This window comes from Paenibacillus rigui (assembly GCF_002234615.1).
Taxonomy (GTDB): domain Bacteria; phylum Bacillota; class Bacilli; order Paenibacillales; family NBRC-103111; genus Paenibacillus_S; species Paenibacillus_S rigui.
This window is the reverse complement of sequence record NZ_NMQW01000004.1, coordinates 53,553-75,929: the sequence shown is the minus strand read 5'-3', so window position 1 is coordinate 75,929 and position 22,377 is coordinate 53,553. Positions and strand designations below refer to the sequence as shown.

The following is a 22,377-nucleotide window of genomic DNA, read 5'->3' as shown; positions in this document are numbered from 1 at the left end:
ATGTGAAAGGTAGTGAGCTCCAATGATTTCCTACATGGATTATACCTCCCCGAATACGCAATTTTTTTACGACTTAAGCAACAATACGCTGTTTAGAAAAGACGCCAAAAACTACATTAATGCTTTGTCCATCAAGCAATTAAACACGCTCGGCAATAATTCTTTGCTCGATATTTTTTTAAGCGCAGGCAATGTAGTTGAGCCTCACTATCACCAGAATGCAGCGGAGCTGGTGTACTGCATCACCGGTGCGGCTGTAGTTTCCTTGATCAATCCGTTTACGAACGAGCTGCTGCATTATCCCATCAGTCCGGGGCAAGTTGCGAATGTCCCCCAGGGCTGGTGGCATTATGAGGTGGCCACTGTTGACAGTACGCACCTGCTGGCCATCTTCGATGCGCCAATTCCGGAAGTCATTCTCGGATCCGATATTCTGAGATTAACGCCTCCCCAGGTTCTCGCTCATACCTACTGCCTGAATGAGGCCAAAATCAAAGACGCGCTTGCGCCGCTTCAGAAGACTACCTTCATTGGCCCGCCAAGCGACTGCAAATCCGACATGGTCCAAGGTGCTGCTGCAAGTAAGCCGTATCCGAACCCATCGTATTCAAACCTGCAGCCTAATCAACAGTTCCATCTGCAACCAAACCAACAACCCGTTCAGCAGCTCAATCTGCAGCCTAATTTGCAACCCAATCCACAGCCCAATCAACAACCCAATCAGTCCTACCCTAACCGGCAGCCGGTTCAGGCCTACCCGAATCCACAGCCGAACCGTGTGTATGCGAATCAGCCTGTCAACAACCGCCACGTACAAGCGCCGAATCCGTATCGGCAGCCCTCTTCCTACCCGCAGCACCTGCGGCCCTGATCTGCAGCAATATTGACTCAGCTTTCAGGCTCCGTTGAAGTCTCAAGCAGTGCGCCTCCGACATACGTCCAACTCCGCTGCATCCAGGCTCGTATGGCTCAGCCTCCATGGGCCGGTACAGGAAGGGCGACCGCTTTGAAGGTTGGTCAGACTCTCAGGGCTGATTGCAAAAAAGAGACCTCATCCGCCGGCGATTCACTTGAAATCATCGGCAGGATGAAGTCTTTTGCTGGTTTGTATGCTGTTGTACCCCATCCATTTAAAACTTCGGGAATACGTAACGTACCATGAAGTAAAGAAACCCGAAGAAAATAATGATGTAGGCTGCGTACCGGATGAAGGTAGAGGCTACGAGCCCCTTATCGTATTTGTGTTCGACGCTTTTTTTCTCAATATCCATATTTTGATTCATGTGAATCGCTCCTTTGCTTTGAGCTTCATTAGGATACCGTGGTGCCATGTATTACCCTGGACGGGAACAGGTGAATCACCGTTTCAAATTGATTTTGTCGGGGTAAATACCGCATAAGCATGACCATCCTATGGACTCTTTTTAAAAGGGGGAAGCCACGTATGATTGTTCAGTTTAGCGTTGCATTAATCGCGGTCGCCTTCGTCGTGTTGGTAGCTTTTCTCATTGTCACCCTGCGTTCCATGTCGGACCTTCTGAAGCAGACGAACACAACGATTCGCGAGCTGCAGGGGGAGATCAAGGGGATCTCTAAGGAAGCCTCCCATTTGCTGCAGCATACGAATCAAGTTACCGTCGATGTATTGGACAAGCTGCATTCACTGGAACCGACCTTCGATTCCGTGAAGAACGTGGGAGAGGTTGTGGAGGATATTACTTCCTCGGTCAAACAAGCATCGTCGGTTGTTGCGAAGACGATTCGGGCCAAAGTGAAAGAGGAGGTTAACCTTCCTTTAAATAACCGGATCGCCCAGGTCCTTACGTTTGCCCCGCTGGCTGTCGATGTGTGGCACCAAATGAAACAACGCCGCATGGCGGCCGCAGCCGCAGCACCAGCCAAAGGCGGCTCTATCTAAGCTTCGTCGCCCCGAAAGTTCCGGTCTCCTGTTTCATTGGCCCGCCCAATGGGTAATGATAAAATAATAGGGAGGCCGGATCGGCTCCGAAGCAAGGCTGATGCAAGCGCAAAATCCGGGACAACAGGGATCGGAGGAAGATCCGTCCGTGCAGCGGGTATTTATTCACCTAATAGGAGGAGTATACAGGCATGATGAATCGTCAACATTCGTTCGAGATCGAGAAAGTAACGGAATCCGACCGCAACCTGCTCATACTGAAGGGGGAGCTGGATTTGTCGAAGGCGGCCGAGCTTCGTGCGGCGGCCGATCCTTTTGTCGCGGAGACGGAACGTAGACTGGTACTGAATTTGAAGGAGCTGGGTTACATTGACAGTACAGGGATTGGCGTCATTTTGTCGCTGCTCAAGGCAAGGCATGTATTGAAGGCGCCTATGGCGGTTGAGGATATTCCCCCCAAGATCCAGCGGTTGTTCGATATGACCGGACTGACCCCTTTTATTCAAGAGACCTCCATCAATGTGAATCAGAAAGGATAGAAGCAAATAATGAACTTGGACAATCGTACGATCCGTATGACATTGCCGGCTGAAGCGGAGTATATCGACCTGGTCCGTTTGACTTTATATGGGCTCGGTACCAAGCTCGGTTTCTCCTATGAGGATATTGAAGACATGAAGGTGGCTGTAGCGGAAGCCTGCAACAACGCCGTCGTTCACGCCTATGAGCCGGGCAGAATCGGGACCATCGAGGTTCGCTTCGAGCTGCTTGAGGACGGCATGAAAGTGACGGTTAAGGATGAGGGCAGCAGCTTTAACTTTGACGAAAAAGCGCAGCAGGCCGGTTCTTTACATGACCAATCGCTGGAAGAGGCAAAGGTGGGCGGCCTGGGCATTTATTTGATGCAGGCGCTAATGGATGAAGTAGAGGTTACGAATGATGGGGGAACGGAGGTCGTTCTGACCAAATGGCTTAGTAAAAGCGAGGAAATGGTATGAAATTAAATTCAGAGAGACCGGCATCCACGATCCATGAGCTGATTGCCAAATACCAGGAAACGGGCTGCAACGAGGTGGCTACCTCCTTGCTGCTGCAGTTTGAACCGATGGTCAAGATGGCTGCCGGCAAAATGTCGCGCAATCGTCCGGACCTCTATGAAGATTTATACCAAGTGGGACAAATGTCGATGCTCCGCCTGTTCAAGCAGTTCGATACCGGCCAAGGCGTCCAATTCGAGGCCTATATGATGAAAAGCGTCATTGGTCACATGAAAAACTATTTGCGGGACAAGTCATGGTACGTTCAAGTGCCAAGGCGTGTCAAAGAAAAGGGCGGACGCATTCAACATGCCATCGATACGCTGACCGTTCGTCTGGAGCGTTCTCCAAATGTAGATGAGATTGCCGCCGAGGTCGAACTCTCCGTCGAGGAAACCATCGAAATTCTGGCAGGACGTGAATATTATCACTACGTATCCTTGGATACTCCTTTGTCCATGGAGGAGACCGGCGCGACGATTGGGGATCTGCTGGGAACGGAGAAGGACGAGTATCAGCAGCTGGAACGGAAGCTTGATTTGGAGGAAGCGATGGCGCAGCTGAAGCTGGAGGAGCGGCAGGTGCTTCATCTGGCTTATGTCGAAGGTCAATCCCAGCGGCATATTGCCCAGCGGTTGAATGTATCGCAGATGAGCGTTTCCCGCATTCAGAAGCGGGCTTTGGAGAAGCTGCGCCAAGTATTTGCCGAGGAGCGAAGAGTTTCTGACGGATGATCCGGGGGTTCGAGTGGAATCCCCGGATTCAGCGACCGGCATTCGTTTCAAAGCTGCGCCGTACGGGTAATGAAGATTATAACCAGTAATCATCAGCTTCATCATCCAATTGAAAAGGCGGTGGCGGACATGACGGTTAAACATACGATCCCCTGTGAGGGAAGTGAAGTTTCAGTTCGTCAGACGGAGGCGAATACGTATCAGGTTACCATTCAGGCCGTGACTAATAATCCACTGGGCACAGGCAATGTATTGGAAACGTTTTCCGATGTGCATGAGGCCATTCAGGCCGCCGAGTTATTCTGCAAGCTTCATGCAGCAGCCAAAGAAAGGGGCTATTATTTGGAAAACGGCCATTTCGTAAAACCGGAACGTCCGAAGCTGCATATCGGTACCTTGCTGCAGGAAGGTACATCTCCGGAAAGATTAGTCGTACTACTACGAGGTTAGATGGCGGGAAATCAAAAAAGAACCTGGGCAGCTTTGCCAGGTTCTTTCATATTGCGTATAAACAGACACGATGATATAATCTGTTTACGACTGTTTTTATTAGCATGACACATTTATTGCATCTTATATTCTAAATGTACCACACCGGTAATCTCTTGTCAAATGTTTTCTCAATTTCATAGTTAGGAGAGATGTTGGATGAGTTCGTTGGTTCTCAGCTTCAAGGAAATGGAGAAAACGCAGCTTTGGCTCGTTGGCGGAAAAGGGTTACATGTAGGGGAATTATCAAAAATCGAAGGCATACAAGTACCCGATGGATTTTGTGTTACAACAGAGGGATATCGAAAAGCCATCGAACACAACGAAACGTATCATGCTTTGCTGGGTCGACTAACCATGCTAAAAGTAGAAGATCGAGATCAAATTGGTGAAATCAGCAGGAAGCTTCGACAAATTCTTATGGAGGCAGCCATTCCTTCCGATGTTGCGAAAGCAGTGACTCACTATCTCTCCCAGTTTGGCGATGAACATGCTTATGCCGTGCGTTCAAGTGCGACTGCTGAAGATTTACCACATGCCTCTTTTGCGGGTCAACAAGACACCTATTTAAATATCATCGGCAAGGATGCAATCCTGCAGCATATCAGCAAATGCTGGGCTTCCCTGTTTACAGATCGCGCGGTCATCTACCGTATGCAGAATGGATTTGATCACCGTCAAGTTTATTTATCCGTTGTCGTTCAAAGGATGGTTTTCCCTCAGGCTTCAGGGATTTTATTTACCGCAGATCCGATGACTTCTAACCGAAAGCTGCTATCCATCGATGCCGGCTTTGGACTTGGAGAAGCAATGGTTTCCGGCTTGGTATGTGCCGATAGTTATAAAGTACAGGAAGAGAAAATCGTTGATAAGCGGATAGCGGCCAAAACATGGGCTATCTACGGACGCAAAGAAGGCGGAACCGAGACCCGGCAGATCGACCCTGACCAGCAAAAGATCCAAGCCCTCACGGATCAACAAATTTTACAGCTGGCACGCATCGGAAGACAGATTGAAGCGTATTTTGGCTGCCCGCAAGATATCGAATGGTGCTTGGCTGAGGATACGTTTTATATTGTCCAGAGTCGCCCGATCACGACTTTATATCCCATCCCTGAAGCAAATGATCAAGAAAATCACGTCTATATCTCTGTCGGTCATCAACAAATGATGACGGATCCCATAAAACCACTGGGATTGTCTTTTTACCTGTTAATAACTCCTGCACCCATGCGTAAAGCTGGCGGAAGGCTGTTTGTTGATGTCACATCTAGGCTGGCTTCACCTGACAGCAGAGAAATTTTATTGAATGCCATGGGACAACACGACCCGCTTATGAAAGATGCGCTTATGACGATCATAGAGCGAGGAGATTTTATTAAATCAGTACCAGATGACAAGAAAGCACCAAGTCCCGGTAGAAGCAATACAGATATGTCGGCACAATTCGAGAACGATCCGACAATCGTTACTGATTTGATTAAGCGTAGTCAAGCCTCGATAGAAGAGTTAAAGCAAAGCATCCAAGCGAAATCGGGATCGGATTTGTTTGATTTTATTCTGGAAGATATCCAGCAATTAAGGAAGATCTTATTCGACCCGCAAAGCACGGCTGTGTTTATGGCTGCGATAAATGCTACAACATGGATCAATGAAAACATGAACGAGTGGTTAGGTGAAAAAAACGGAGCAGATACGCTTTCTCAATCTGTACCGGGTAATATTACTTCGGAAATGGGGCTGGCCCTATTGGATGTCGCGGATGGGATTCGCCCTTATCCAGAAGTGATTGATTATTTGCAGCATGCAGAAGAAGATAACTTTCTGGATGAACTGGTTAAGTTTGATGGAGGAAGGGAAACCCAAAACGCTATTTATGATTATCTCAGCAAATACGGGATGCGGTGTGCCGGGGAAATCGATATTACTAGAACCCGCTGGAGTGAAAAACCAATCACACTGGTCCCGTTGATTCTTGGTAACATCAAGAACTTTGAGCCTCATGCCAGTAAGCGGAAATTTGAACAGGGGCGGCAGGAAGCCTTGGCAAAGGAACAAGAGTTAATAGATCGATTGAAGCAATTACCGGATGGCGAACAAAAAGCCAAAGAAACCAAACGAATGATCGACCTCATCCGGAATTTCATCGGCTACCGGGAATATCCGAAATATGGCATGGTAAATCGCTATTTCATTTATAAGCAGGCAATGCTAAAAGAAGCCGAACGGCTCGTACATGCAGGTGTTATTCAGGGAAAAGAAGATATATACTATCTCACCTTTGAGGAGCTTCACGAGGTCGTACGCACAAATAAACTGGATTACCCGATCATCAGCCAACGAAAAGACGAGTACAGATTTTATGAAAAGCTAACCCCGCCACGTGTTATCACGTCTGATGGTGAAATCATCGCAGGAAAGTACAAACGGGAACATCTCCCAGCCGAAGCTATGGCAGGCTTACCTGTTTCTTCCGGAGTTATAGAGGGGCGAGCACGTGTTATCTTGAACATGGAAGATGCTGATCTGGAAGATGGAGACCTATTAGTCACTTCCTATACTGACCCTAGCTGGACACCCTTGTTTGTATCCATCAAAGGCCTGGTCACCGAGGTTGGCGGACTGATGACCCATGGAGCCGTTATCGCACGTGAATATGGCTTGCCAGCGGTTGTCGGAGTGGAGAATGCTACCCAACTGATAAAAGACGGGCAACGAATTCGCTTGAACGGAACAGAGGGGTATATCGAAATATTGTAAAAATGAGGATGTCAGGGTCCTGCCCTGCCGAAAAAGCGGCACCTGCGCCGGTTCACATCGCAGGTACCGCTTTGGATGAACGCCCCTCTTGTGGACGTCACTTTACCAGTGTATTACTGAATCTTGTCCGAGGGGCTTAATTGCTTCATCCGATCCATGGCATCGTGTGCCGTATCGGATGCTTTATCCGCCGCGCGGTTCAGCGTCTGCTCGGCTTGGTCCGCTGCGCGATGCGCAGAGTCCGCAGCCTGATCCGCAGCCTTGCGTGCGCTTTGGACGACCTGATCTGCGACGTCGTGCGCCTTATCCAGCAGGTCGGTGCTTTTTGTGCTGACGGTTTTTACCCCTTCAGCCGCCATCTGCCTAGCCGCCTCACACCACTCCTGGCCTTTGGCCTGCAGCGTCTGCACCTTCTCGACTAGATCGCCCCTGAGCTCGCGTCCTGATTTGGGCGCTAACAAGAGGGCGATCAGTGCTCCAGCGGCACCCCCGATAAGGGTTCCGAGCAGCATATCGTTTCGTTTGGTTTCCGTCGTTGTAGTCGTCATGTTCCATCGCTCCTTTATAGGTTAAGTTACAATTTCCATGATTCTTCCAAGCTAGGCTGACGGCCGGTTGTTTAACATTCGGGCAAGCAAGGTCAGCAGAAGAACGAAAATCACGGCCCCGACAATAGCGGGTACAACGGAGAAGCCTCCGATGACCGGTCCCCAGTTCCCCAGCAGCAGGGCGCCAAGCCAAGCCCCTACGAATCCGGCAATCATAGCGCCGAGAATGCCTCCGGGCATACCGCCAGGTGCTATGGCCGATCCGATAGCCCCGATGACGATAGCCATGATGATAGTTATCAGCAAGCCGATCATTGTCATCACGCTCCCTTATGGATTCATATGTTGCTTGTTATTAAGTACCCCTTCTGTACAGGAATGAAACAAACATGAGGTTTTCATTGCAGCGTCAGCGTTGCGTCATGGCTCGATGGGTGTTCTGTCCCGATGGCTATGATATAATGGGAGATGTCGCAGATTGTTTACATACCTCGCATTTTGCAGTGTGACGGCGCTGCGGACAACACCACTTTTTACAAGATGGGGGAGGGGACCGGTATTTCATACTTTTTTGCAGGCTTGTTGTCGTTTTTGATCGTATTTCTGCTGATACCGCCGCTTCGCAAGCTCGCTTATCGGATTGATTTCGTGGACAAGCCCCGACCGGACGTCGAGCGTAAAATTCACCGCGAACCGATACCTCTGACGGCGGGCATTGCCATTTTTGCCGGATTTGTCGTGACGTACTTTATTTTTATTCGGGACAACCTGGGGCAATCGATGGCTATTATGGCGGGTGGACTTCTCATCTTAAGCATTGGCATGGTGGATGACTGGTACAAGACGCATGGCAAAGAATTATCCGCACTGCCGAAGCTTGTGATCCAAGTATTGGCCGCGGTCATTGTATATAACTCGGGCATTGTGTTTCATGGCTTTACGAACCCGTTCAACGGGCAGGAATTTTTACTTCCGACGTGGCTGCAGTTTCTGCTGACGATCACCTGGATCTTCGGCGTGACGACGGTAATTAATTTCTCTGACGGGATGGATGGGCTGGCAGGCGGGTTATCCACGATCTCTGCCGTAACCCTGTTCATTGTGGCGTTGGCCAAAGGGCAGTCGGATTCGGCGATGATGGCCATGCTGCTGGTCGGCGCCGGCTTGGGTTATTTACGCTATAACAAGCCGCCGGCCAAAGTGTTTATGGGGGATGCAGGCGCATCGTTTATCGGATTTATGCTTGCGGTTATCGCGCTGAACGGGGCATTCAAGCAAGCTACGGTCTTATCTCTATTTATTCCGATTCTAGCCTTGGGCGTACCGATCTTCGATAACTTGTTCGTTGTGTTCAAGCGGCTGCTGAACGGCAAGCCGATTTATCAAGCGGATGCCAGTCAAGCACATTACCGGCTGCTCGCAAGCGGTCTGAACCCGAAGCAGGTGGTCATGTTCCTCTGCCTCATTAATGTGTGCTTCAGCCTGACCTCGATTATTATTCTTATGCTTCATGTATAAACGAGTTAAAAAAAAAAAAGCGGCTTCGCTGTCCTTCGAGGGACGGCGAAGCCGTTCGTTTAACTTCTCATGAATGGCGCCCCCTAAGACGGTGAATCCGTCTCACGTTGGCAGTTAAGCATGTGTCGATTTCCGATGCTCCATCACATACTTGGCCTTGCCCCGTGCTGGAGGGCTATCCGTACACATCCATAGCTCCTGTGCCGCCGATCGGCAAGCTTACTTGGCCTTGCCGCCGGAGCTGCTCAGCCCGCCGACATATTGATCGTATGCCTGATAGATTTTGGCGGCGACGGGGGAGGCGCTGTAGCGACCGAACCGGCCCTCGGGAATGACGACGGCGACGGCGAGAACCGGGTCATCGACGGGGGCGAACGAGATGAACACCCCGTTATCGACTCTTCCGCCGGGAACGTCCTGCGTGGACGTTCCGGTTTTGCGCGCAACCTGGAAGGGAAGCTCCTCGATGCCTTCCGCGCCGCTCTTCATGCCCCGAATGACCGTATCCCAATAATTTTTGGGATAATTGACCTCGTTGAGCAGGACCGGCTCGTAGCCTTTAACGAGCTGGCCGTTCGATGTCGTAATTTTCTCCACGAACTGCGGCTGCATCCGCTTGCCGCGGCTTGCCAGCGTCGCTGCATACTGTGCGAGCTGAAGCGTCGTGTACTTCTCGTTCTGTCCCCAGGAGGCATATACCATGGCCGATTGGGGGGAGCTTGTTTTGGCATTTTTGAAAAACTCATTCGAGCCTTCATATTCGTTCGGCAGGTTGCTGCCGGTTTTGATGCCAAGCCCGAAGCCCGCGAGATGTTCGGCCCAGACGTCCATCACCTTCGATTTGCCGCCGTATTTGTTATAGAGCGGAATGCCGACCATGGCGGACATGAACGTATTGGACGAATTCTGAATCGCCGTCATCGGATTCAACAGTCCGTAGGCGTGGCCGTCGGAGTTCGAAATTTTGGCGTTGTTATTCAAGCCGAAGGAGAACGAACCCGTATCGTTATAGGTGCTGTTCGGCGTGATGACGCCTTCGCTCAAGCCGACGAGAATCGTCAGCGGCTTGATGGTCGAACCCATATATAACAGAGAAGACGGATGCTTCGGAATCTCCTTTTCCGGATAGTCGGGATAGGAGGTAGTAATCGTCCCGTTATTGATAAAAGGCTTGATTTGATTGTATTCCTCGGTGCTCATGCCGCCGGTCCATGTGTTCGTGTCGTAATCGGGCATGCTGGCCATGGCCACGATCTTGCCGGTCTTGACCTCCATCGCAACCGCGTAGCCGGACCGCGCATTGGGTGCATAGCCGTATTCTCCGGCGAGGCTCCGGTTGCGGATGAGGGTTAATTGATCCATAATGGCCTGCTCCGTGGCCAGTTGTATATTTTTATCGATGGTCAAATACAGATTATGACCTTTCTCCGGCGGGACGATCGTGGCGGGGCCGACGATTTTTTGCACGGCATTGACGGGGTAGCGCTTCAGGCCCTTCTTGCCCCGCAGCTCTTCCTGGTACATCAGCTCCAAACCGTCGAAGCCGACGTCCTCCACATCCAGATATTCATCGGTCTTGCTGCGGTAATATTCCAGGCCGGATACCGGGTTGCGGGCGGCGCTGAACCGTTTCATATAGCCGACCAGCTGGGCCGATATCGTCTGGGAGTCGTACAGCCGGATGCTGTCCTCGAAAATTTCGATCCCCTTCAGCTGATCCCGGTGCTCCGACAAATAAGCAATCTCGTCCCGGGACAGATCCGCTTTGATTCGGCGGGGAACATAGAAATAACTCGGCTCCTTGGTCTTCACCTTATCCATATCGAACCCGACGTCCATCAGCTTGAGAATTTCCGCGGCGGTGAGCGGCTTCATTTGAGGCTGCTTGCCGTATTTGGCGAAAATCCCTTCGAGCGTCTTGGCCAGCTCGATAATTTCGTCACGGTTCGTAGCGCGGCCCTCTACGCGGTAATAGAGGGATTGCATCGATCTCGACTGCGCAATCGCATAGCCTGTGCGGTCATAAATGGTTCCCCGAATCGGAGCAATGGGGCTGTCGCTGTTGGAAACCTGATTCTCCACTTCTTTAAGGTATTTCCCCTCAACGAATTGCAGAATCGCCAAACGAACAATCAACACGGAGAACAGCATAAAAGTAATGAAAAAGAACAAATTCAATCGAATCGAAAAATGCCTGCGCTTCCGAATTGCCTGCTTCTCGGTCTGATCCTCCGAGTAACGAAAAAAGCCGCCTCCCACCGTCTCCCACTCCTCAATCTACTCCATCTTTAATCCGATCCAAATTATACCTGTCCATAGCACAATGGCTGTCAAAAAACCTAAAAGTACAGTGACGGTCACTGCACGCCAATCCCGCCGCTTCCGCGTGCTTTTCCATTCGGATTTCGCTGACATGCTTCGTTCTACTCCTTGTATATGAGGATGCTATAGTTAGTTTACCATGGGAATGACTCTTGTGGTGAAATGTTTATCAAGTTCTTGATCAGACTTTATTACTTCCATTATATTCCTATAACGGGTCGGAATTCGATATTGTTGCAGACGGTTTCTATATAAAAAAAGCGGCTGAGTCCGGATCGACCCAACCGCGGAAGGAGAACATTGTCCCGGGCTCAAATTAGGATTTGTCCGAAGGAAACAATTAGGAACGTTGTGCGTCTATAATTAATAGGCGCCAGGCAGATCTGGTCGTACGAAACTAACCAATCAGGAGAATTGATGATGACCAACCCTATTAAAAAAATGATCCTTCCCACGATCGCGCTAAGTTTGATGTTTATTGTCCCGGCCGGGGCGGTAGAGAGTCCCGCAGCAGCAGGGCTATCCCGGGAGCAGACAGCTCCGCAAGCGATGGCCTTCCAAATACCGGCCAATAGCTACTGCAGTGCGGAGGAATCGCATGACTTCTCTTTGCAGGTGGCCAATGCCGGGGAAGCCGAGGCGGATATCACCCTGTATTTATACAATCAGGACGGAACCGAGTTCACGTCGGAGGGCTCCTCGTACCGGGATATCGGCTCCACGATCGTCCCAAGCAAGCCTGCTGCCCTGAAGGCACATGCGACAGGCCTGTATCACATTAATTTCGGTAATCACAAAACTTGTGCCGAGCGGGTATATTTGGGCAAAGTCGTCGTTAACTCCGGCGAGGCATCGCTGCTTGCCCAGGGCTGGGTCAGCATAAACGGCCAGAAGGAAGCCATCACAGTGAATGAGAACAAACGATTTGAGCTGGCGGCCCCGTCGAAGCCGCCTGTGGAGGAACCTGCTGCAGCCTCGGCCCCCGCAGGTGCTTCAACTGCAGTGCCGGCCCCTTAGTCTGCTGCTGGAGCGGACTCCGTGCTTCGACAACAGAAGGGAAGCAGCTTATGAGTTGCGATGGCCCTTCATGCTAAAAACCCTGCGCCTTCGGAAGAAGCGCAGGGTCTTGTATGAAGTGGGAAGCGATTTGTCTCGTCAAGCAGCAACTTTTTTCTGTCTAGCTTTGAACCGGCTTCGCTTCAGTAGTAATCATCCAGGTGACGCCGTATTTGTCCTCCAGCAGTCCGAACAGGGAACCCCAAAATGCCGGCTTGAGCGCATCCTTCACTTGGCCGCCCTCCGCAAGCTTGTCGAAGGCTTCATAGGCTTCCGCGTCCGTCGCATATTCGAGACATAAGTTAATAGCATTTCCGTGTTGAACAGGTTGAAATACGGAGTCGGACATGAAGAAGGTAACTCCTGCCGCAACGAGGCTTAAATGCATGACCTTGTCCTTCCATTCCTCGCGGGAATCCGGAAGCTGTCCGTGGGTCATGATGGATTGGATTTCTCCACCGAGCGCCTGTGTGTAAAACTCGGCTTGGGCCCTTGCGTCCTCCGAGAAGATATAAGTAGTGTACTTTGCCATATGTATCATCCTTTCAACTGGATTATTGTCAACGTTCTATTGAATCATACCAAAATCGTGGGGGGCCGATTTCTTTTTATTTGCTATGATCAGAGGAGAACCAATTGATAGATTGCCCATGATCTGCATTTATATCTGGAATAAGCATAGGGAGAGTTCGCGATGGTCCTTGAATTCAATGGTCTCACTCAAAGGGAAAAGCAGTTTTTCGTAGGACGGGAGAACGAGCTTCAACAATTTCAACAGGTTATGGAAGAACAAGCAGCCATAAAACATGTTCGAATATTGCATATTTATGGTACCGGTGGTGTGGGGAAAAGTACGCTGCTTCGCTTATTTCACGGGATTGCGGAGGAAAAGGGGGCCTGTTTCGTTCGACTCGACAGCCGTGATTTTGTCCATACGGAGGCCGGTTTTTCCACCGCACTATTGAAGCAGCTGAGGGCAGAAGGTGACGGGCTGCATCCTGATGGTTTGGAAGATGAGAGGGAATGCTGCATACAATCCCTTACGCAGCTTGAGAGAGAGCAGCGGGTCGTGCTGGCTCTGGATACCTTCGAAGAAATGATCGACATGGAAGCGTGGCTTAGAGACCGTTTTGTTCCGTGGCTTCCTGACGGAACGATTGTATTGCTGGCAGGGCGGCATCCTCTGAAGGGTCCCTGGCTTCTATCGCCGGCATGGCGGGAGCTGATTCGGCAGCTGCCCCTCCAGCATTTGAATCGGGAAGATTGTCTGAAGTATGCGAGCTTGTGCGGCATTCGAGAAGAGGAACGGATGGAATATTTATGGAGAAGGTCCAAGGGCCATCCGTTGACCTTGTCCGTAGCCGTTGCAGCGCAATCCTATGGTGAAGAAACGGTCATCACATCCGGCTCCGATTGGTTCCAGGAGGTGGCTTCATTATGGTTGAAGGAGGTGCCGGACGACGAACTGAGAGCGGTGGTCGAAGCGGCATCCGTGCTGCGCAGGTTTAATCAGGAGCTGCTGTCTTTTGTCATGGAAAAGGACGTTTCCCTGCATGTGTTTGAGCGGCTGAAGTCGCTTTCCTTTGTACAGCAATCCGTGAAGGGCTGGCAGCTGCATGACCTGATGAGTGAAATTACGAGCAATCAATTCCGAGAGAGAGCGCCTGGTCTCTTTAATCGATACAAGGAACGCAGCGCAGTATATTATGCCGAGGCTGTGCTGGCATCCTCCGGGTATAAGGAAATGGCTTGGGAGGTGGGCGAATTATTCCGGCACGCCGATGTCAGAGTTCTGAAGGCTCTTGCAAGCGCCAGCATGGATTGTACCCTTTACTGGGAGTCGGTGACGGAATCCTCCTTTGCTGATGTTATGGCCTACATTGAATGGCGTAAAGGCTGTAACGAAGGTATCCATGGGATCGAAATCGATACGGATACCGGAGAACAGTTTCTTATAGAATATCCCGTGGAAGCCCTCCAATATAACTTTGACGGCTTGGATATGGATGTCCTGTATGACCTCGCCCCGGAATCCATCAAGCTGCTGCGGGACAAGGAAGGGCGGATCCATGCACTGGCTGTCATTATCCCGCTCCATGCACAAACTGTGCCTTGGCTTGAACAAGATCCCATTGCACGGCCTTATCTCGCTTCATTAACCTCAGAAGAAAAGACCCAATTGCTGGTTCCGCGCGAACGGCCGGCCGGTTGGTTTATGAGAACGATGGACTTTATCGATCTGATGAATCCGGTGGCCCGGACTCATGGCGTTTATTTACTTTATGCGTATATTTGTACGGGAGGTATTTTTGCCTGTTCTCCATTTCCATCGCGAATTACCCAAAGGGTTTACCCGGAATTGGGTCTTTCGGTTGTAGAGGGAGCAACGCATACGAATTATGACGGGAACACGATTACCCATACTTATGCGATTGATACAAGGGGGAATAAGCTGCGCGGTTTTCTCGAAGGGCTGTTCCGCAAAGCGGGGCTGGAATGGAAACAGGCGGTGCCGGCCCCCGCTCCCGATCCGAAGGAGACGCGCAAAACCATGCTGATGAAGCAGTTTACGTCTCGCGAGCAGGAAGTCATACAATGGGTGGTCAGCGGCTGCTCGAATGCGGAGGTGGCAGGCAAGCTTTTTGTAAGCGAGGTCACTGTGAAGAAGCATTTGAAATCGATTTATGCCAAGCTAGGGATTCGCTCCAGAACGCAGCTGGCAAGTAAAATAATGGTGGAATGATAGCGGCCCGTGCATAACATGATGGTTGGAATGCAGTAAAGGAAGCCTATTCGTCTTGGAAAAGATGATGGGCTTTTTGGCGTTGCATGCTATCCTTTCGGATCCCCAAAAGTATCCTTACGGATAATATGGATCTGATTCGCAAGCTGTCATACTAATTTTACGGTTAGGTTTGAAGCAGCAGCGAAGGGAGGAATCCATGATGTCACAGGGAGTTACGGTCGAACGCTCTTTGATGAAAGAGACAATCATCGGCGGGTCATTGAACGCGTTTCGAAAGGATCCGCTTTTGTTTATGCTGCAGCTGCATCATATGTATGGTGATTATGCGAGGTTCCGGCTGGGGCCATACCGATTTTATGCCGTGTTCAATCCAGACATGCTGAAGGAGGTTATGGTGACGAAGGCGGATGCCTTCAGCAAAGCCGGGGCATTCGACGAAATCAAGCGGCTCACCGGAGAAGGGCTTGTTATGAGCGAGGGTGCCCATCATGATAGGCAGCGCCGGATGGTACAGCCGAAGTTTACCCGCGGCCATATTCGGAAATATTCGCAGCAGATGGCTCAAAGCGCCAGCAGCTTGACGGAGAAATGGATTCATGGCCAGCACCGGGACTTAACGTATGATTTGTTCTCCATTACATTCGACATTATAGCCAGGACGATGTTTAGCTACGATTCAGGCGAAATCTTGCAGCAGATTAAGGGAGCGTTCGATTCCATTAATCGCATCGCGACCGAAAAGATCCGGTCTCTGGTCCGCTTACCGCTGTTAATCCCAACCCGGCAAAATCGGGAATATACAGCAGCCTTACGCAAATTGGATGAAATTGTATACAGCATCATTGCAAACCGAAAAATAAACCAAGAAGGCGATGGGCGGGAGGATTTGTTATCCGTGCTTATGAACGCCGTGGATGAGACGGATCAAACCCGGATGTCGGATCGTCAGCTTCGCGACGAATTAATGACGATGTTTCTGGCCGGACATGAAACAACCGCTCATACCCTGGCGTGGGCGTTTGATTTTATTATGAGAAGGCCTGACATCGAGGAAAAGCTGCTGCAGGAATGGAGCCGTGTACTTGGCGGGGATCTGCCGACTGCAGATCATTTCGGTGATCTGGTTTATACGCAAAATGTACTTTGGGAGACGCTCCGACTGCGGCCGGCCGGCTACCTTACCATGCGTTCGGCGCTGGCCGATACGAGAGTAGGCAGCCTGCAGCTCCGCCGTGGCGATGCGTTGATGATTAGTCCTTATCCGCTTCATATGAGTGCCGATTATTTCGAGGATCCCGAGACGTTTTGCCCGGAGCGCTTTGAGAATGCTCATGTTAAATCCTTGCCGCTTATGGCTTATTTTCCCTTCGGGGCGGGCCCAAGGTCATGCATTGGCAATCATTTTGCCATGCTGGAAATGGTCATTATTATAGCGGCAATCGGTCAAAAATTCCGCCTCCGTCCGATTCCGAATCACCCGCCGGCCGTTCCCGAAGCGCTGCTGACGCTATCGCCCAAGGGAGGGATTTGGGTTACGGTTGAACGAAGATGATGGAGGCAAGCGAGCGATTCGCTCAACGGTGTGTGGCAAAGCAAAAGGGAGAACAGAGGCAGGAAGGGGGGGAGGAGATGTATCGATCTCGAAAATACAGCAGCATTGCGATTCTGCTTTTGACAAGCTTCATGCTCACTGCAATGATCCCTACAGGGGTGGATGTTTCGAATGTTCGCAGCGCAGAGGGACACGGTGATGGCCGCTTCAAGCCGGAGCAGCTTGTAACCCGAGCGGAGCTGGTGGCGATGGCGATCCGGCTGGCCGGGTTTCGTACATGGGAAGAGCCTGTCACAACAACAATCGGATTCAAGAATATCCATTCGCGATGAGATGGAGTCCCGACCCGGACAGCCTGATAAGCTGGGTGGCTGCAGGGCTATGAAGACGGCAGCTTCCATCCGAGTCCTATTGTTACCCGTGAGGAAACGGCCGTCCTGCTAGGAGGACGACCGGTTTGTTTTATTTACTGTCATCCTGGATCACGACATGAATGTCTTGCGGATAATTGCCGAAGCCTTTGCCGAACAAGCTGACGCCGCCGCAGTGTACAGCGGTTTCGTGACAGGCGATTCGGAACAAAATCTCCCGCCCTGCTTTGACCTCAAGATCCTTGATCGTCTTATCCGATACGCGAACGCCATCGATGAAAGAGCCTTTGGGCGTGACCGATAGGGTCTTATGGAGACCGTACTGCGTATCTGTCCACCAATCCGGCGTGTAAATGCCCCGCTTGCTTCCGAAGTCCCCCGGACATGTCCACATCGCCACCTCGATCCCGTTGATCGAGAAAGTGATGTCCGACGGCCAATTCTCGTTATAGCTCGGTGCCTCCGAGCAAATTTCCAGGGAAATCGTCATGCTCCTCGCTTCCGCCTGTCCGACCAAGTAGTTCGGTATCCGGTATTCAACATACCCGCTCCCAAACCAGAGAAGCTCCGCTTGAATATGCTCCGGATCGTCAAAATACCGGGGATCGTCCATCATGCCGATCCGTTTCTCCGGGGAGAGCAGCCCGCACGTCGGCTTGACGCCATGGCGGATATATTGCCCGATCGGCAGCTCCACCGAATAAAAGCTAGTATCGCTCATGGCCTCCGGTGCGCTTGTTCTTAGCTGCAGCATCAGCTGCTCCAGCTTCAATGAGCAGCGCTTCTGCGTTCCTCTCTTGCCGACCAGGCTCTCCGTAACAACGATGCCTGCCTCCTCCAGCTTTTGAACATGCTTGGTGACGATGGCGGACGAAACGCCAAGAGCCTCGGCCAATTCGCCGATGTTGTAAGGTCCTTTATTCAGCAGCTCAATCATGCGCACTCTCGTCTCGGATGAGAAGCATTCGAGTACGTTCATATTTTTCGTGGTAACATCCAGCTTCATCTGCTCACGCTCCTGTTTGGTTCCATTGTATAACTTATAAGTTAACTAATCAACTTTTACATTGACAATATGGCAAATGCTTTATACTATGTTGTTAAACGTTAATGTTTTAGTAATTTAGTTAATCAATTAATTAACTTATTGAATTAACTCATGGAGAGGGAGTATTCCTATGACACAACCCGTACTGCGACCGGAATATCCGCGACCTCAGCTTGTAAGGGAAGCCTGGATGAATTTGAACGGACCGTGGGAATTAGAGTTTGATGATAACCGGGCGGGAGACTCGGAGCAATGGGGCAGGGGACAGCGGGCTTTTACCCGGACGGTTCAAGTACCCTTTGCCTTTCAAAGTAAGCTGAGCGGTATCGGCGAGACGGATTTTCACGATTTGGTGTGGTATCGCCGTACGTTTGCCGTTCCCGACGAGTGGGCGGGGAAGCGAATGCTTTTGCATTTCGGCGCTGTCGATTATTCGGCCACCGTGTGGGTGAACGGTCAGCTCGTGGCATCCCATGAGGGAGGACATACGCCTTTTCATGCAGATATTACGATGGCACTGACGGACGGCGATAATGTGCTGGTGGTGCGTGCTGAGGATTACAGCCGGGATGTTACGCTGCCGCGGGGCAAGCAGTATTGGAAGGAGAATTCGGCCTCGATCTTTTACACCCGGACGACCGGCATTTGGCAAACGGTATGGCTGGAGCCTGTATCGGGCTTGTACGTTGAGAAGCTGAAGTTCAAACCGGATATCGATACCAACGAGATTGAAATCCGAGCCTTTTTGAATCAAGCCCCCGCTGCTGCCGGAAGCCGGGTAGAGGCGAAAGTCGATATCCGCTTCAAGGATGAGTATGCGAGCAGCACGACCTTCACCTTTCAGCAAGCGGAAGAGACTCGTACCGTTCGTCTTCAGGACTTTAACGACCATGGCTTGGGGCGCTGGTGGTCACCGGAACGGCCGAATTTGTACGACGTAACCCTTACGCTGTATGTCGATGGCCGTCAGGTGGATCGTCTGGACAGCTACTTCGGTATGCGCAAAATTTCGGTTGAGGCCGGCAAGCTGATGCTTAACAACCGGGAATATTTCATGCGTCTCATTCTGGATCAGGGGTACTTTCCGGATGGCGTTCTAACCGCTCCGAGCGATGAAGCGTTGAAGCAGGATATTGAGCTGGCGAAGGCAATGGGTTTTAACGGAGCACGCAAGCATCAGAAGGTTGAGGATCCCAGGTTCATGTACTGGGCGGACCGGCTGGGCTATCTGGTATGGGGGGAAATGGCGAATGCGTATGCTTACTCCGAAGCCTATGTGCACAAGGTGACCCGGGAATGGCAGGAAGCGGTGGAGCGGGATTATAATCACCCGTGTATCGTGGTGTGGGTTCCGCTCAATGAAAGCTGGGGCGTTCCCAACATTCTAGTCGACAAGCGCCAGCAGCAGCATGCGTTAGCCATGTATCACATGACCAAGTCGCTGGACGATACCCGCTTGGTCGTGTCCAATGACGGCTGGGAGAGCATGAGCACGGATTTGGTCACGATTCACGATTACCAGTGGCAGCGGGAAGACTTGGAAGCGCGCTATGCTACGCTGGAGAAGACGCTGGGGCCGAAGCCGCACCGCCGCCAGGTGCTGGTCGGAGGGACGGCCTACCAGGGACAGCCGATTCTGGTGACCGAATTCGGAGGCATCGCCTTCAAGAAAAGTGAATGGGAAGGCTGGGGCTACTCAGGTGCCCACAATGAAGACGATTTTCTTCAAAAGCTGGCCGACGTCGTGGAGCCGCTGCTCCAGTCGCCGCATGTTCAAGGGATTTGCTATACCCAATTGACGGATGTGGAGCAGGAAATTAACGGCCTGCTGACCTACGACCGGACACCGAAGGTGCCGCTGGAGGAGCTGAAGCGGATTTTTGGCGGGAATATTCGCATTTAATAGGAGATAAGCCAAGGACCGATAAGGGTCATTGGCTTTTTTTCGCTGCGCCCAGCCCAAGCGCTAATCATTTATCCCTGTCGTATACGGTGAACCGTATCAGTAGATAGATGAAATAAACGCCCAAATAAGAGCCGCACAGCAAGAACAGCGGATTTAGGAACACAGCATGGATTTGGGTCATGAATACGGTATTGTCTCTCAGGATGCCGTAGACGGCATAGGAAACGATAGGTCCTGCCACAAGCGCGCAGCCGATGGCCAAGATATTCCAGACGACTCCGAGCTTGGGCCAAAAGGCTCTGAGGAGCAGCATGAGCAGGGGAACCGCTGCGCTTGCGATAATGAACAGGAGCATCAATGCAATCACCTCTTGTAACCCATTGTTCACCTTTATCCCGCAAAAATAACCTGTTGAGATGAAATAAATGGGAAAGGCGGATGTCTACAATAATCGCTGGCCGCTTGATTCGTCCTGGAGGGCGGGTCTGGTTCCGATGACGACGGTGGCATCCAGTTCATCGCAACGAGTCACCTGCGGGATCAGGCCGCTGCGGGCAAAAATCCCGACGGTATGCGGTACCTGCCGCACACTCGTCTCAACGAGCAGATGGCCGCCCGGTGCCAGCCATAACGGTGCCAAAGCCGCGACTCTTCGCTGGACGTCAAGTCCGTCCTTCCCTCCGTCAAGCGCCGCACGTGCTTCGTGTAGACGAGCTTCCACAGGGAGCCGCTCAATTGCTTCTGTAGGAACATAGGGGACGTTGGCGGTCAGGACGTTAACGCGGCCTTGCAGTCCGACAGGCAGCGGGTCGCAGAGATCCCCCTCGAATACATGGCCGCTGGCGAGGTTGCGACGGGCACACCGGACGGCTGCGGGATCGATATCTGCAGCGTATAGCTCGATCCTTCCCAAATGCGCAGCCAGCGCGGCACCTACAGCGCCCGAGCCGCAGCACAGGTCAACGACGATGGGGCAGGTATAGGGGCGCAAGAGGGTAATCGCCTGACTCGCCAGCCATTCAGTGCGCCGGCGGGGTACGAACACGCCGCATGCCACGGATATGCGCAAGCCGCAGAATTCCGCCCAACCCACAATGTATTCGAGGGGCAGGCCGGTAATTCGCCTGTCTACCATCTCGTTAAGCTCGGCGGACGTTCGTGCAGCGGAGATGAGCAGCCGGCCCTCTTCCTCGGCAAAGACGCAGCCGGCAGACCGGAGCCTCCTGACAGTCATTGTAACCATGTCATCCTCTATGGCCGCTGGCTCTGTTTTTTGGTTTTGCTCATTACACAACAGTTCCAAACGCGGTTTATTCGTGTGGGACAACGCTACATCTCCTTATATAGAAGGTACTCGATAGTAACCATTGTAGACCCTTGCCGGACGGATGTTCAGGTAAAAATTGGTTATGAACGGAATCTTCCTAACTTTCCGAACCTCCGAACCTCCGAAACTCCCGCCTGACTGCAAAGCTAACCCCGGAGCAGCCGGACGAACCGTTCAGCCGCAAGCGACAGCTCCCGGTCCCGCCGGATGGCGAAGCCGATGCTCCGGGAAGGGAGTGCATCCTCCAGCCTAAGCTCGAACAGCTTCCCTTGGGCAAGCTCCTCCGTCACGAAGGAACGTGTAATAAAGGCAGCCCCGTAGCCGAGAACGGCGAACTCTGCAAGCAGATCAATGCTTCCCAATTCGATATCGGCCTTCATCGCCAAGCCTTTGGCTGCAAACCATTGCTCCACGTATCCCCGCGTACTGCTCCCCTTGGAAAGCAGCAGCAGCGGCAGCTCCACCAGCGCTTTCGCAGATAGAGCACGATGTGCCAGCTCCCGGTACGCCTCCCCGACGACAAAGCAATCCTCCAGCACGGCAAGGGTCCGTATGTCCAGCTCCGGCTCGTCGATCGGCAGGTGCAGGAGGGCGCAATCAATGTGACCCTCCTTTAACCGCTGTACGATTTCAGGCGTCTTGCCATGGGATAGCTGGATCCGAATCCCCGGATGCGCTTCATGGAATACATTGAGCTGCGGCAGCAGCAGATGCTTGATCAAGGAATCGCTGGCGCCGATCCGAAGCTCTCCTTCCGTCAGCTGCTTCATGCTCTGCACGTGCATTTGCGCTGCCTCCAATAAAGAGAAAGACTGCTCTACATAAGCAAGCAGCGCTTTTCCTTCCTCCGTCAGCTCCACGCCCTTGGACCGCCGGTGAAACAGCCGCAGTCCCAACTGATCCTCCATCTGCTTGATGGCATAGCTAACCGAAGGCTGGGTAATGTGCAGCTCTTGAGCCGCTTTTGTAAAATTCCCGTGACGGGCCGTTTGCAAAAAAATACGATACCATTCCAGATTAAACATATGATATAAACCACCTCTAT

At 51.6% G+C, this 22,377-nt stretch carries 23 protein-coding genes; 13 read left to right on the top strand and 10 right to left on the bottom strand.

The annotated features are described in order from the left end of the window. The first annotated feature begins 22 nt into the window (after positions 1-22). A complete protein-coding gene (locus CF651_RS04525) occupies positions 23-871 on the top strand; it encodes a cupin domain-containing protein (protein ID WP_094013668.1) in 849 nt (282 codons plus the stop codon). 259 nt (positions 872-1,130) lie between these two features. On the opposite strand, the gene CF651_RS04520 is transcribed toward CF651_RS04525, so the two are convergent. After that, positions 1,131-1,283 carry a hypothetical protein gene (locus CF651_RS04520; RefSeq protein WP_179232681.1) on the bottom strand — a complete coding sequence of 51 codons (153 nt, stop codon included), beginning with the start codon at positions 1,281-1,283 and terminating at the stop codon, positions 1,131-1,133. A gap of 161 nt (positions 1,284-1,444) precedes the next feature. On the opposite strand from CF651_RS04520, the gene CF651_RS04515 reads away from it, so the two are divergent. The 6 genes from CF651_RS04515 (at position 1,445) to ppsA (ending at position 6,938) form a co-directional block, all read left to right on the top strand. Beyond that, positions 1,445-1,918, top strand: coding sequence for a DUF948 domain-containing protein (locus tag CF651_RS04515; protein WP_094013666.1), 474 nt, complete (start codon positions 1,445-1,447; stop codon positions 1,916-1,918). 191 nt (positions 1,919-2,109) lie between these two features. Next, positions 2,110-2,457 (top strand): STAS domain-containing protein, encoded by a 348-nt coding sequence (locus tag CF651_RS04510; protein ID WP_425436201.1) that lies wholly within the window; start codon positions 2,110-2,112, stop codon positions 2,455-2,457. 9 nt (positions 2,458-2,466) lie between these two features. Then, positions 2,467-2,916 (top strand): anti-sigma B factor RsbW, encoded by a 450-nt coding sequence (gene rsbW, locus CF651_RS04505; RefSeq protein WP_094013665.1) that lies wholly within the window; start codon positions 2,467-2,469, stop codon positions 2,914-2,916. After that, positions 2,913-3,689, top strand: a complete 777-nt coding sequence (locus tag CF651_RS04500) for a sigma-70 family RNA polymerase sigma factor (RefSeq protein ID WP_094013664.1) — start codon at positions 2,913-2,915, stop codon at positions 3,687-3,689. The genes rsbW and CF651_RS04500 overlap by 4 nt, the downstream gene beginning before the upstream one ends. 129 nt (positions 3,690-3,818) lie before the next feature. Next, entirely contained in the window at positions 3,819-4,139 is a 321-nt protein-coding gene (locus tag CF651_RS04495; protein ID WP_094013663.1) for a hypothetical protein, read from the top strand. 198 nt (positions 4,140-4,337) lie between these two features. After that, the gene (gene ppsA / locus CF651_RS04490; protein ID WP_094013662.1) at positions 4,338-6,938 is read left to right on the top strand and encodes a phosphoenolpyruvate synthase; all 2,601 of its coding nucleotides are present in this window, start codon (positions 4,338-4,340) and stop codon (positions 6,936-6,938) included. A gap of 113 nt (positions 6,939-7,051) precedes the next feature. Here the strand turns inward: ppsA and CF651_RS04485 are convergent, their stop codons facing one another. Further along, positions 7,052-7,486 (bottom strand): YtxH domain-containing protein, encoded by a 435-nt coding sequence (locus CF651_RS04485; RefSeq protein ID WP_094013661.1) that lies wholly within the window; start codon positions 7,484-7,486, stop codon positions 7,052-7,054. 51 nt (positions 7,487-7,537) lie between these two features. Further along, positions 7,538-7,801, bottom strand: a complete 264-nt coding sequence (locus CF651_RS04480) for a GlsB/YeaQ/YmgE family stress response membrane protein (protein ID WP_094013660.1) — start codon at positions 7,799-7,801, stop codon at positions 7,538-7,540. Positions 7,802-8,026: 225 nt separating this feature from the next. Here CF651_RS04480 and CF651_RS04475 point away from each other — a divergent pair, with 225 nt between their 5' ends. Continuing rightward, positions 8,027-9,004 (top strand): MraY family glycosyltransferase, encoded by a 978-nt coding sequence (locus CF651_RS04475; RefSeq protein ID WP_094013683.1) that lies wholly within the window; start codon positions 8,027-8,029, stop codon positions 9,002-9,004. 219 nt (positions 9,005-9,223) lie between these two features. Here the strand turns inward: CF651_RS04475 and CF651_RS04470 are convergent, their stop codons facing one another. Together CF651_RS04470 and CF651_RS32160 are read right to left on the bottom strand one after the other, a co-directional pair. After that, on the bottom strand, positions 9,224-11,263 hold the full coding sequence (locus tag CF651_RS04470) for a peptidoglycan D,D-transpeptidase FtsI family protein (RefSeq protein ID WP_245855689.1): 2,040 nt from the start codon (positions 11,261-11,263) through the stop codon (positions 9,224-9,226). Between the two features lie 18 nt (positions 11,264-11,281). Next, on the bottom strand, positions 11,282-11,419 hold the full coding sequence (locus CF651_RS32160) for a hypothetical protein (protein ID WP_179232680.1): 138 nt from the start codon (positions 11,417-11,419) through the stop codon (positions 11,282-11,284). 324 nt (positions 11,420-11,743) lie between these two features. Between CF651_RS32160 and CF651_RS04465 the strand changes: the two genes are divergently transcribed. Then, the gene (locus tag CF651_RS04465) at positions 11,744-12,343 is read left to right on the top strand and encodes a hypothetical protein (protein ID WP_144029014.1); all 600 of its coding nucleotides are present in this window, start codon (positions 11,744-11,746) and stop codon (positions 12,341-12,343) included. Between the two features lie 160 nt (positions 12,344-12,503). On the opposite strand, the gene CF651_RS04460 is transcribed toward CF651_RS04465, so the two are convergent. Further along, entirely contained in the window at positions 12,504-12,914 is a 411-nt protein-coding gene (locus tag CF651_RS04460) for a VOC family protein (RefSeq protein WP_094013658.1), read from the bottom strand. A gap of 162 nt (positions 12,915-13,076) precedes the next feature. Between CF651_RS04460 and CF651_RS04455 the strand changes: the two genes are divergently transcribed. The 3 genes from CF651_RS04455 to CF651_RS04445 all read left to right on the top strand — a co-directional run bounded on the left by CF651_RS04455 (position 13,077) and on the right by CF651_RS04445 (position 17,012). Beyond that, positions 13,077-15,125, top strand: coding sequence for a LuxR family transcriptional regulator (locus CF651_RS04455; RefSeq protein WP_094013657.1), 2,049 nt, complete (start codon positions 13,077-13,079; stop codon positions 15,123-15,125). 199 nt (positions 15,126-15,324) lie between these two features. Then, a complete protein-coding gene (locus CF651_RS04450) occupies positions 15,325-16,680 on the top strand; it encodes a cytochrome P450 (protein WP_094013656.1) in 1,356 nt (451 codons plus the stop codon). 77 nt (positions 16,681-16,757) lie between these two features. Beyond that, positions 16,758-17,012, top strand: a complete 255-nt coding sequence (locus tag CF651_RS04445; protein ID WP_144029013.1) for a hypothetical protein — start codon at positions 16,758-16,760, stop codon at positions 17,010-17,012. 130 nt (positions 17,013-17,142) lie between these two features. Here the strand turns inward: CF651_RS04445 and CF651_RS04440 are convergent, their stop codons facing one another. Further along, the gene (locus CF651_RS04440; RefSeq protein WP_094013654.1) at positions 17,143-18,057 is read right to left on the bottom strand and encodes an ArsR/SmtB family transcription factor; all 915 of its coding nucleotides are present in this window, start codon (positions 18,055-18,057) and stop codon (positions 17,143-17,145) included. 172 nt (positions 18,058-18,229) lie between these two features. Here CF651_RS04440 and CF651_RS04435 point away from each other — a divergent pair, with 172 nt between their 5' ends. Further along, a complete protein-coding gene (locus CF651_RS04435; protein WP_094013653.1) occupies positions 18,230-20,002 on the top strand; it encodes a glycoside hydrolase family 2 protein in 1,773 nt (590 codons plus the stop codon). Between the two features lie 67 nt (positions 20,003-20,069). Here CF651_RS04435 and CF651_RS04430 read toward each other — a convergent pair whose 3' ends face one another. From CF651_RS04430 to CF651_RS04420, 3 genes are all read right to left on the bottom strand, one after another. Then, entirely contained in the window at positions 20,070-20,393 is a 324-nt protein-coding gene (locus CF651_RS04430) for a transposase (protein ID WP_144029012.1), read from the bottom strand. A 54-nt stretch (positions 20,394-20,447) separates the two neighbouring features. Beyond that, positions 20,448-21,248 (bottom strand): putative protein N(5)-glutamine methyltransferase, encoded by an 801-nt coding sequence (locus tag CF651_RS04425; RefSeq protein ID WP_218827829.1) that lies wholly within the window; start codon positions 21,246-21,248, stop codon positions 20,448-20,450. A gap of 230 nt (positions 21,249-21,478) precedes the next feature. Next, positions 21,479-22,357 (bottom strand): LysR family transcriptional regulator, encoded by an 879-nt coding sequence (locus tag CF651_RS04420; RefSeq protein WP_094013651.1) that lies wholly within the window; start codon positions 22,355-22,357, stop codon positions 21,479-21,481. Between the last annotated feature and the right edge of the window lie 20 nt (positions 22,358-22,377).

What these genes read in the sequence shown, in the direction of transcription:
- CF651_RS04465 (WP_144029014.1), top strand. Translation starts at nt 11,744, where the DNA reads ATGATGACCAACCCTATTAAAAAAATGATCCTTCCCACGATCGCGCTA.
- CF651_RS04515 (WP_094013666.1), top strand. Translation starts at nt 1,445, where the DNA reads ATGATTGTTCAGTTTAGCGTTGCATTAATCGCGGTCGCCTTCGTCGTG.
- CF651_RS04485 (WP_094013661.1), bottom strand. Translation starts at nt 7,486, where the DNA reads ATGACGACTACAACGACGGAAACCAAACGAAACGATATGCTGCTCGGA.
- CF651_RS04475 (WP_094013683.1), top strand. Translation starts at nt 8,027, where the DNA reads ATGGGGGAGGGGACCGGTATTTCATACTTTTTTGCAGGCTTGTTGTCG.
- CF651_RS04445 (WP_144029013.1), top strand. Translation starts at nt 16,758, where the DNA reads ATGTATCGATCTCGAAAATACAGCAGCATTGCGATTCTGCTTTTGACA.
- CF651_RS04420 (WP_094013651.1), bottom strand. Translation starts at nt 22,357, where the DNA reads ATGTTTAATCTGGAATGGTATCGTATTTTTTTGCAAACGGCCCGTCAC.
- CF651_RS04440 (WP_094013654.1), bottom strand. Translation starts at nt 18,057, where the DNA reads ATGAAGCTGGATGTTACCACGAAAAATATGAACGTACTCGAATGCTTC.
- CF651_RS04460 (WP_094013658.1), bottom strand. Translation starts at nt 12,914, where the DNA reads ATGGCAAAGTACACTACTTATATCTTCTCGGAGGACGCAAGGGCCCAA.
- CF651_RS04500 (WP_094013664.1), top strand. Translation starts at nt 2,913, where the DNA reads ATGAAATTAAATTCAGAGAGACCGGCATCCACGATCCATGAGCTGATT.
- CF651_RS04455 (WP_094013657.1), top strand. Translation starts at nt 13,077, where the DNA reads ATGGTCCTTGAATTCAATGGTCTCACTCAAAGGGAAAAGCAGTTTTTC.
- CF651_RS04435 (WP_094013653.1), top strand. Translation starts at nt 18,230, where the DNA reads ATGACACAACCCGTACTGCGACCGGAATATCCGCGACCTCAGCTTGTA.
- CF651_RS04495 (WP_094013663.1), top strand. Translation starts at nt 3,819, where the DNA reads ATGACGGTTAAACATACGATCCCCTGTGAGGGAAGTGAAGTTTCAGTT.
- rsbW (WP_094013665.1), top strand. Translation starts at nt 2,467, where the DNA reads ATGAACTTGGACAATCGTACGATCCGTATGACATTGCCGGCTGAAGCG.
- CF651_RS32160 (WP_179232680.1), bottom strand. Translation starts at nt 11,419, where the DNA reads ATGTCAGCGAAATCCGAATGGAAAAGCACGCGGAAGCGGCGGGATTGG.
- CF651_RS04480 (WP_094013660.1), bottom strand. Translation starts at nt 7,801, where the DNA reads ATGATCGGCTTGCTGATAACTATCATCATGGCTATCGTCATCGGGGCT.
- CF651_RS04510 (WP_425436201.1), top strand. Translation starts at nt 2,110, where the DNA reads ATGATGAATCGTCAACATTCGTTCGAGATCGAGAAAGTAACGGAATCC.
- CF651_RS04520 (WP_179232681.1), bottom strand. Translation starts at nt 1,283, where the DNA reads ATGAATCAAAATATGGATATTGAGAAAAAAAGCGTCGAACACAAATAC.
- CF651_RS04425 (WP_218827829.1), bottom strand. Translation starts at nt 21,248, where the DNA reads ATGGTTACAATGACTGTCAGGAGGCTCCGGTCTGCCGGCTGCGTCTTT.
- CF651_RS04450 (WP_094013656.1), top strand. Translation starts at nt 15,325, where the DNA reads ATGATGTCACAGGGAGTTACGGTCGAACGCTCTTTGATGAAAGAGACA.
- ppsA (WP_094013662.1), top strand. Translation starts at nt 4,338, where the DNA reads ATGAGTTCGTTGGTTCTCAGCTTCAAGGAAATGGAGAAAACGCAGCTT.
- CF651_RS04525 (WP_094013668.1), top strand. Translation starts at nt 23, where the DNA reads ATGATTTCCTACATGGATTATACCTCCCCGAATACGCAATTTTTTTAC.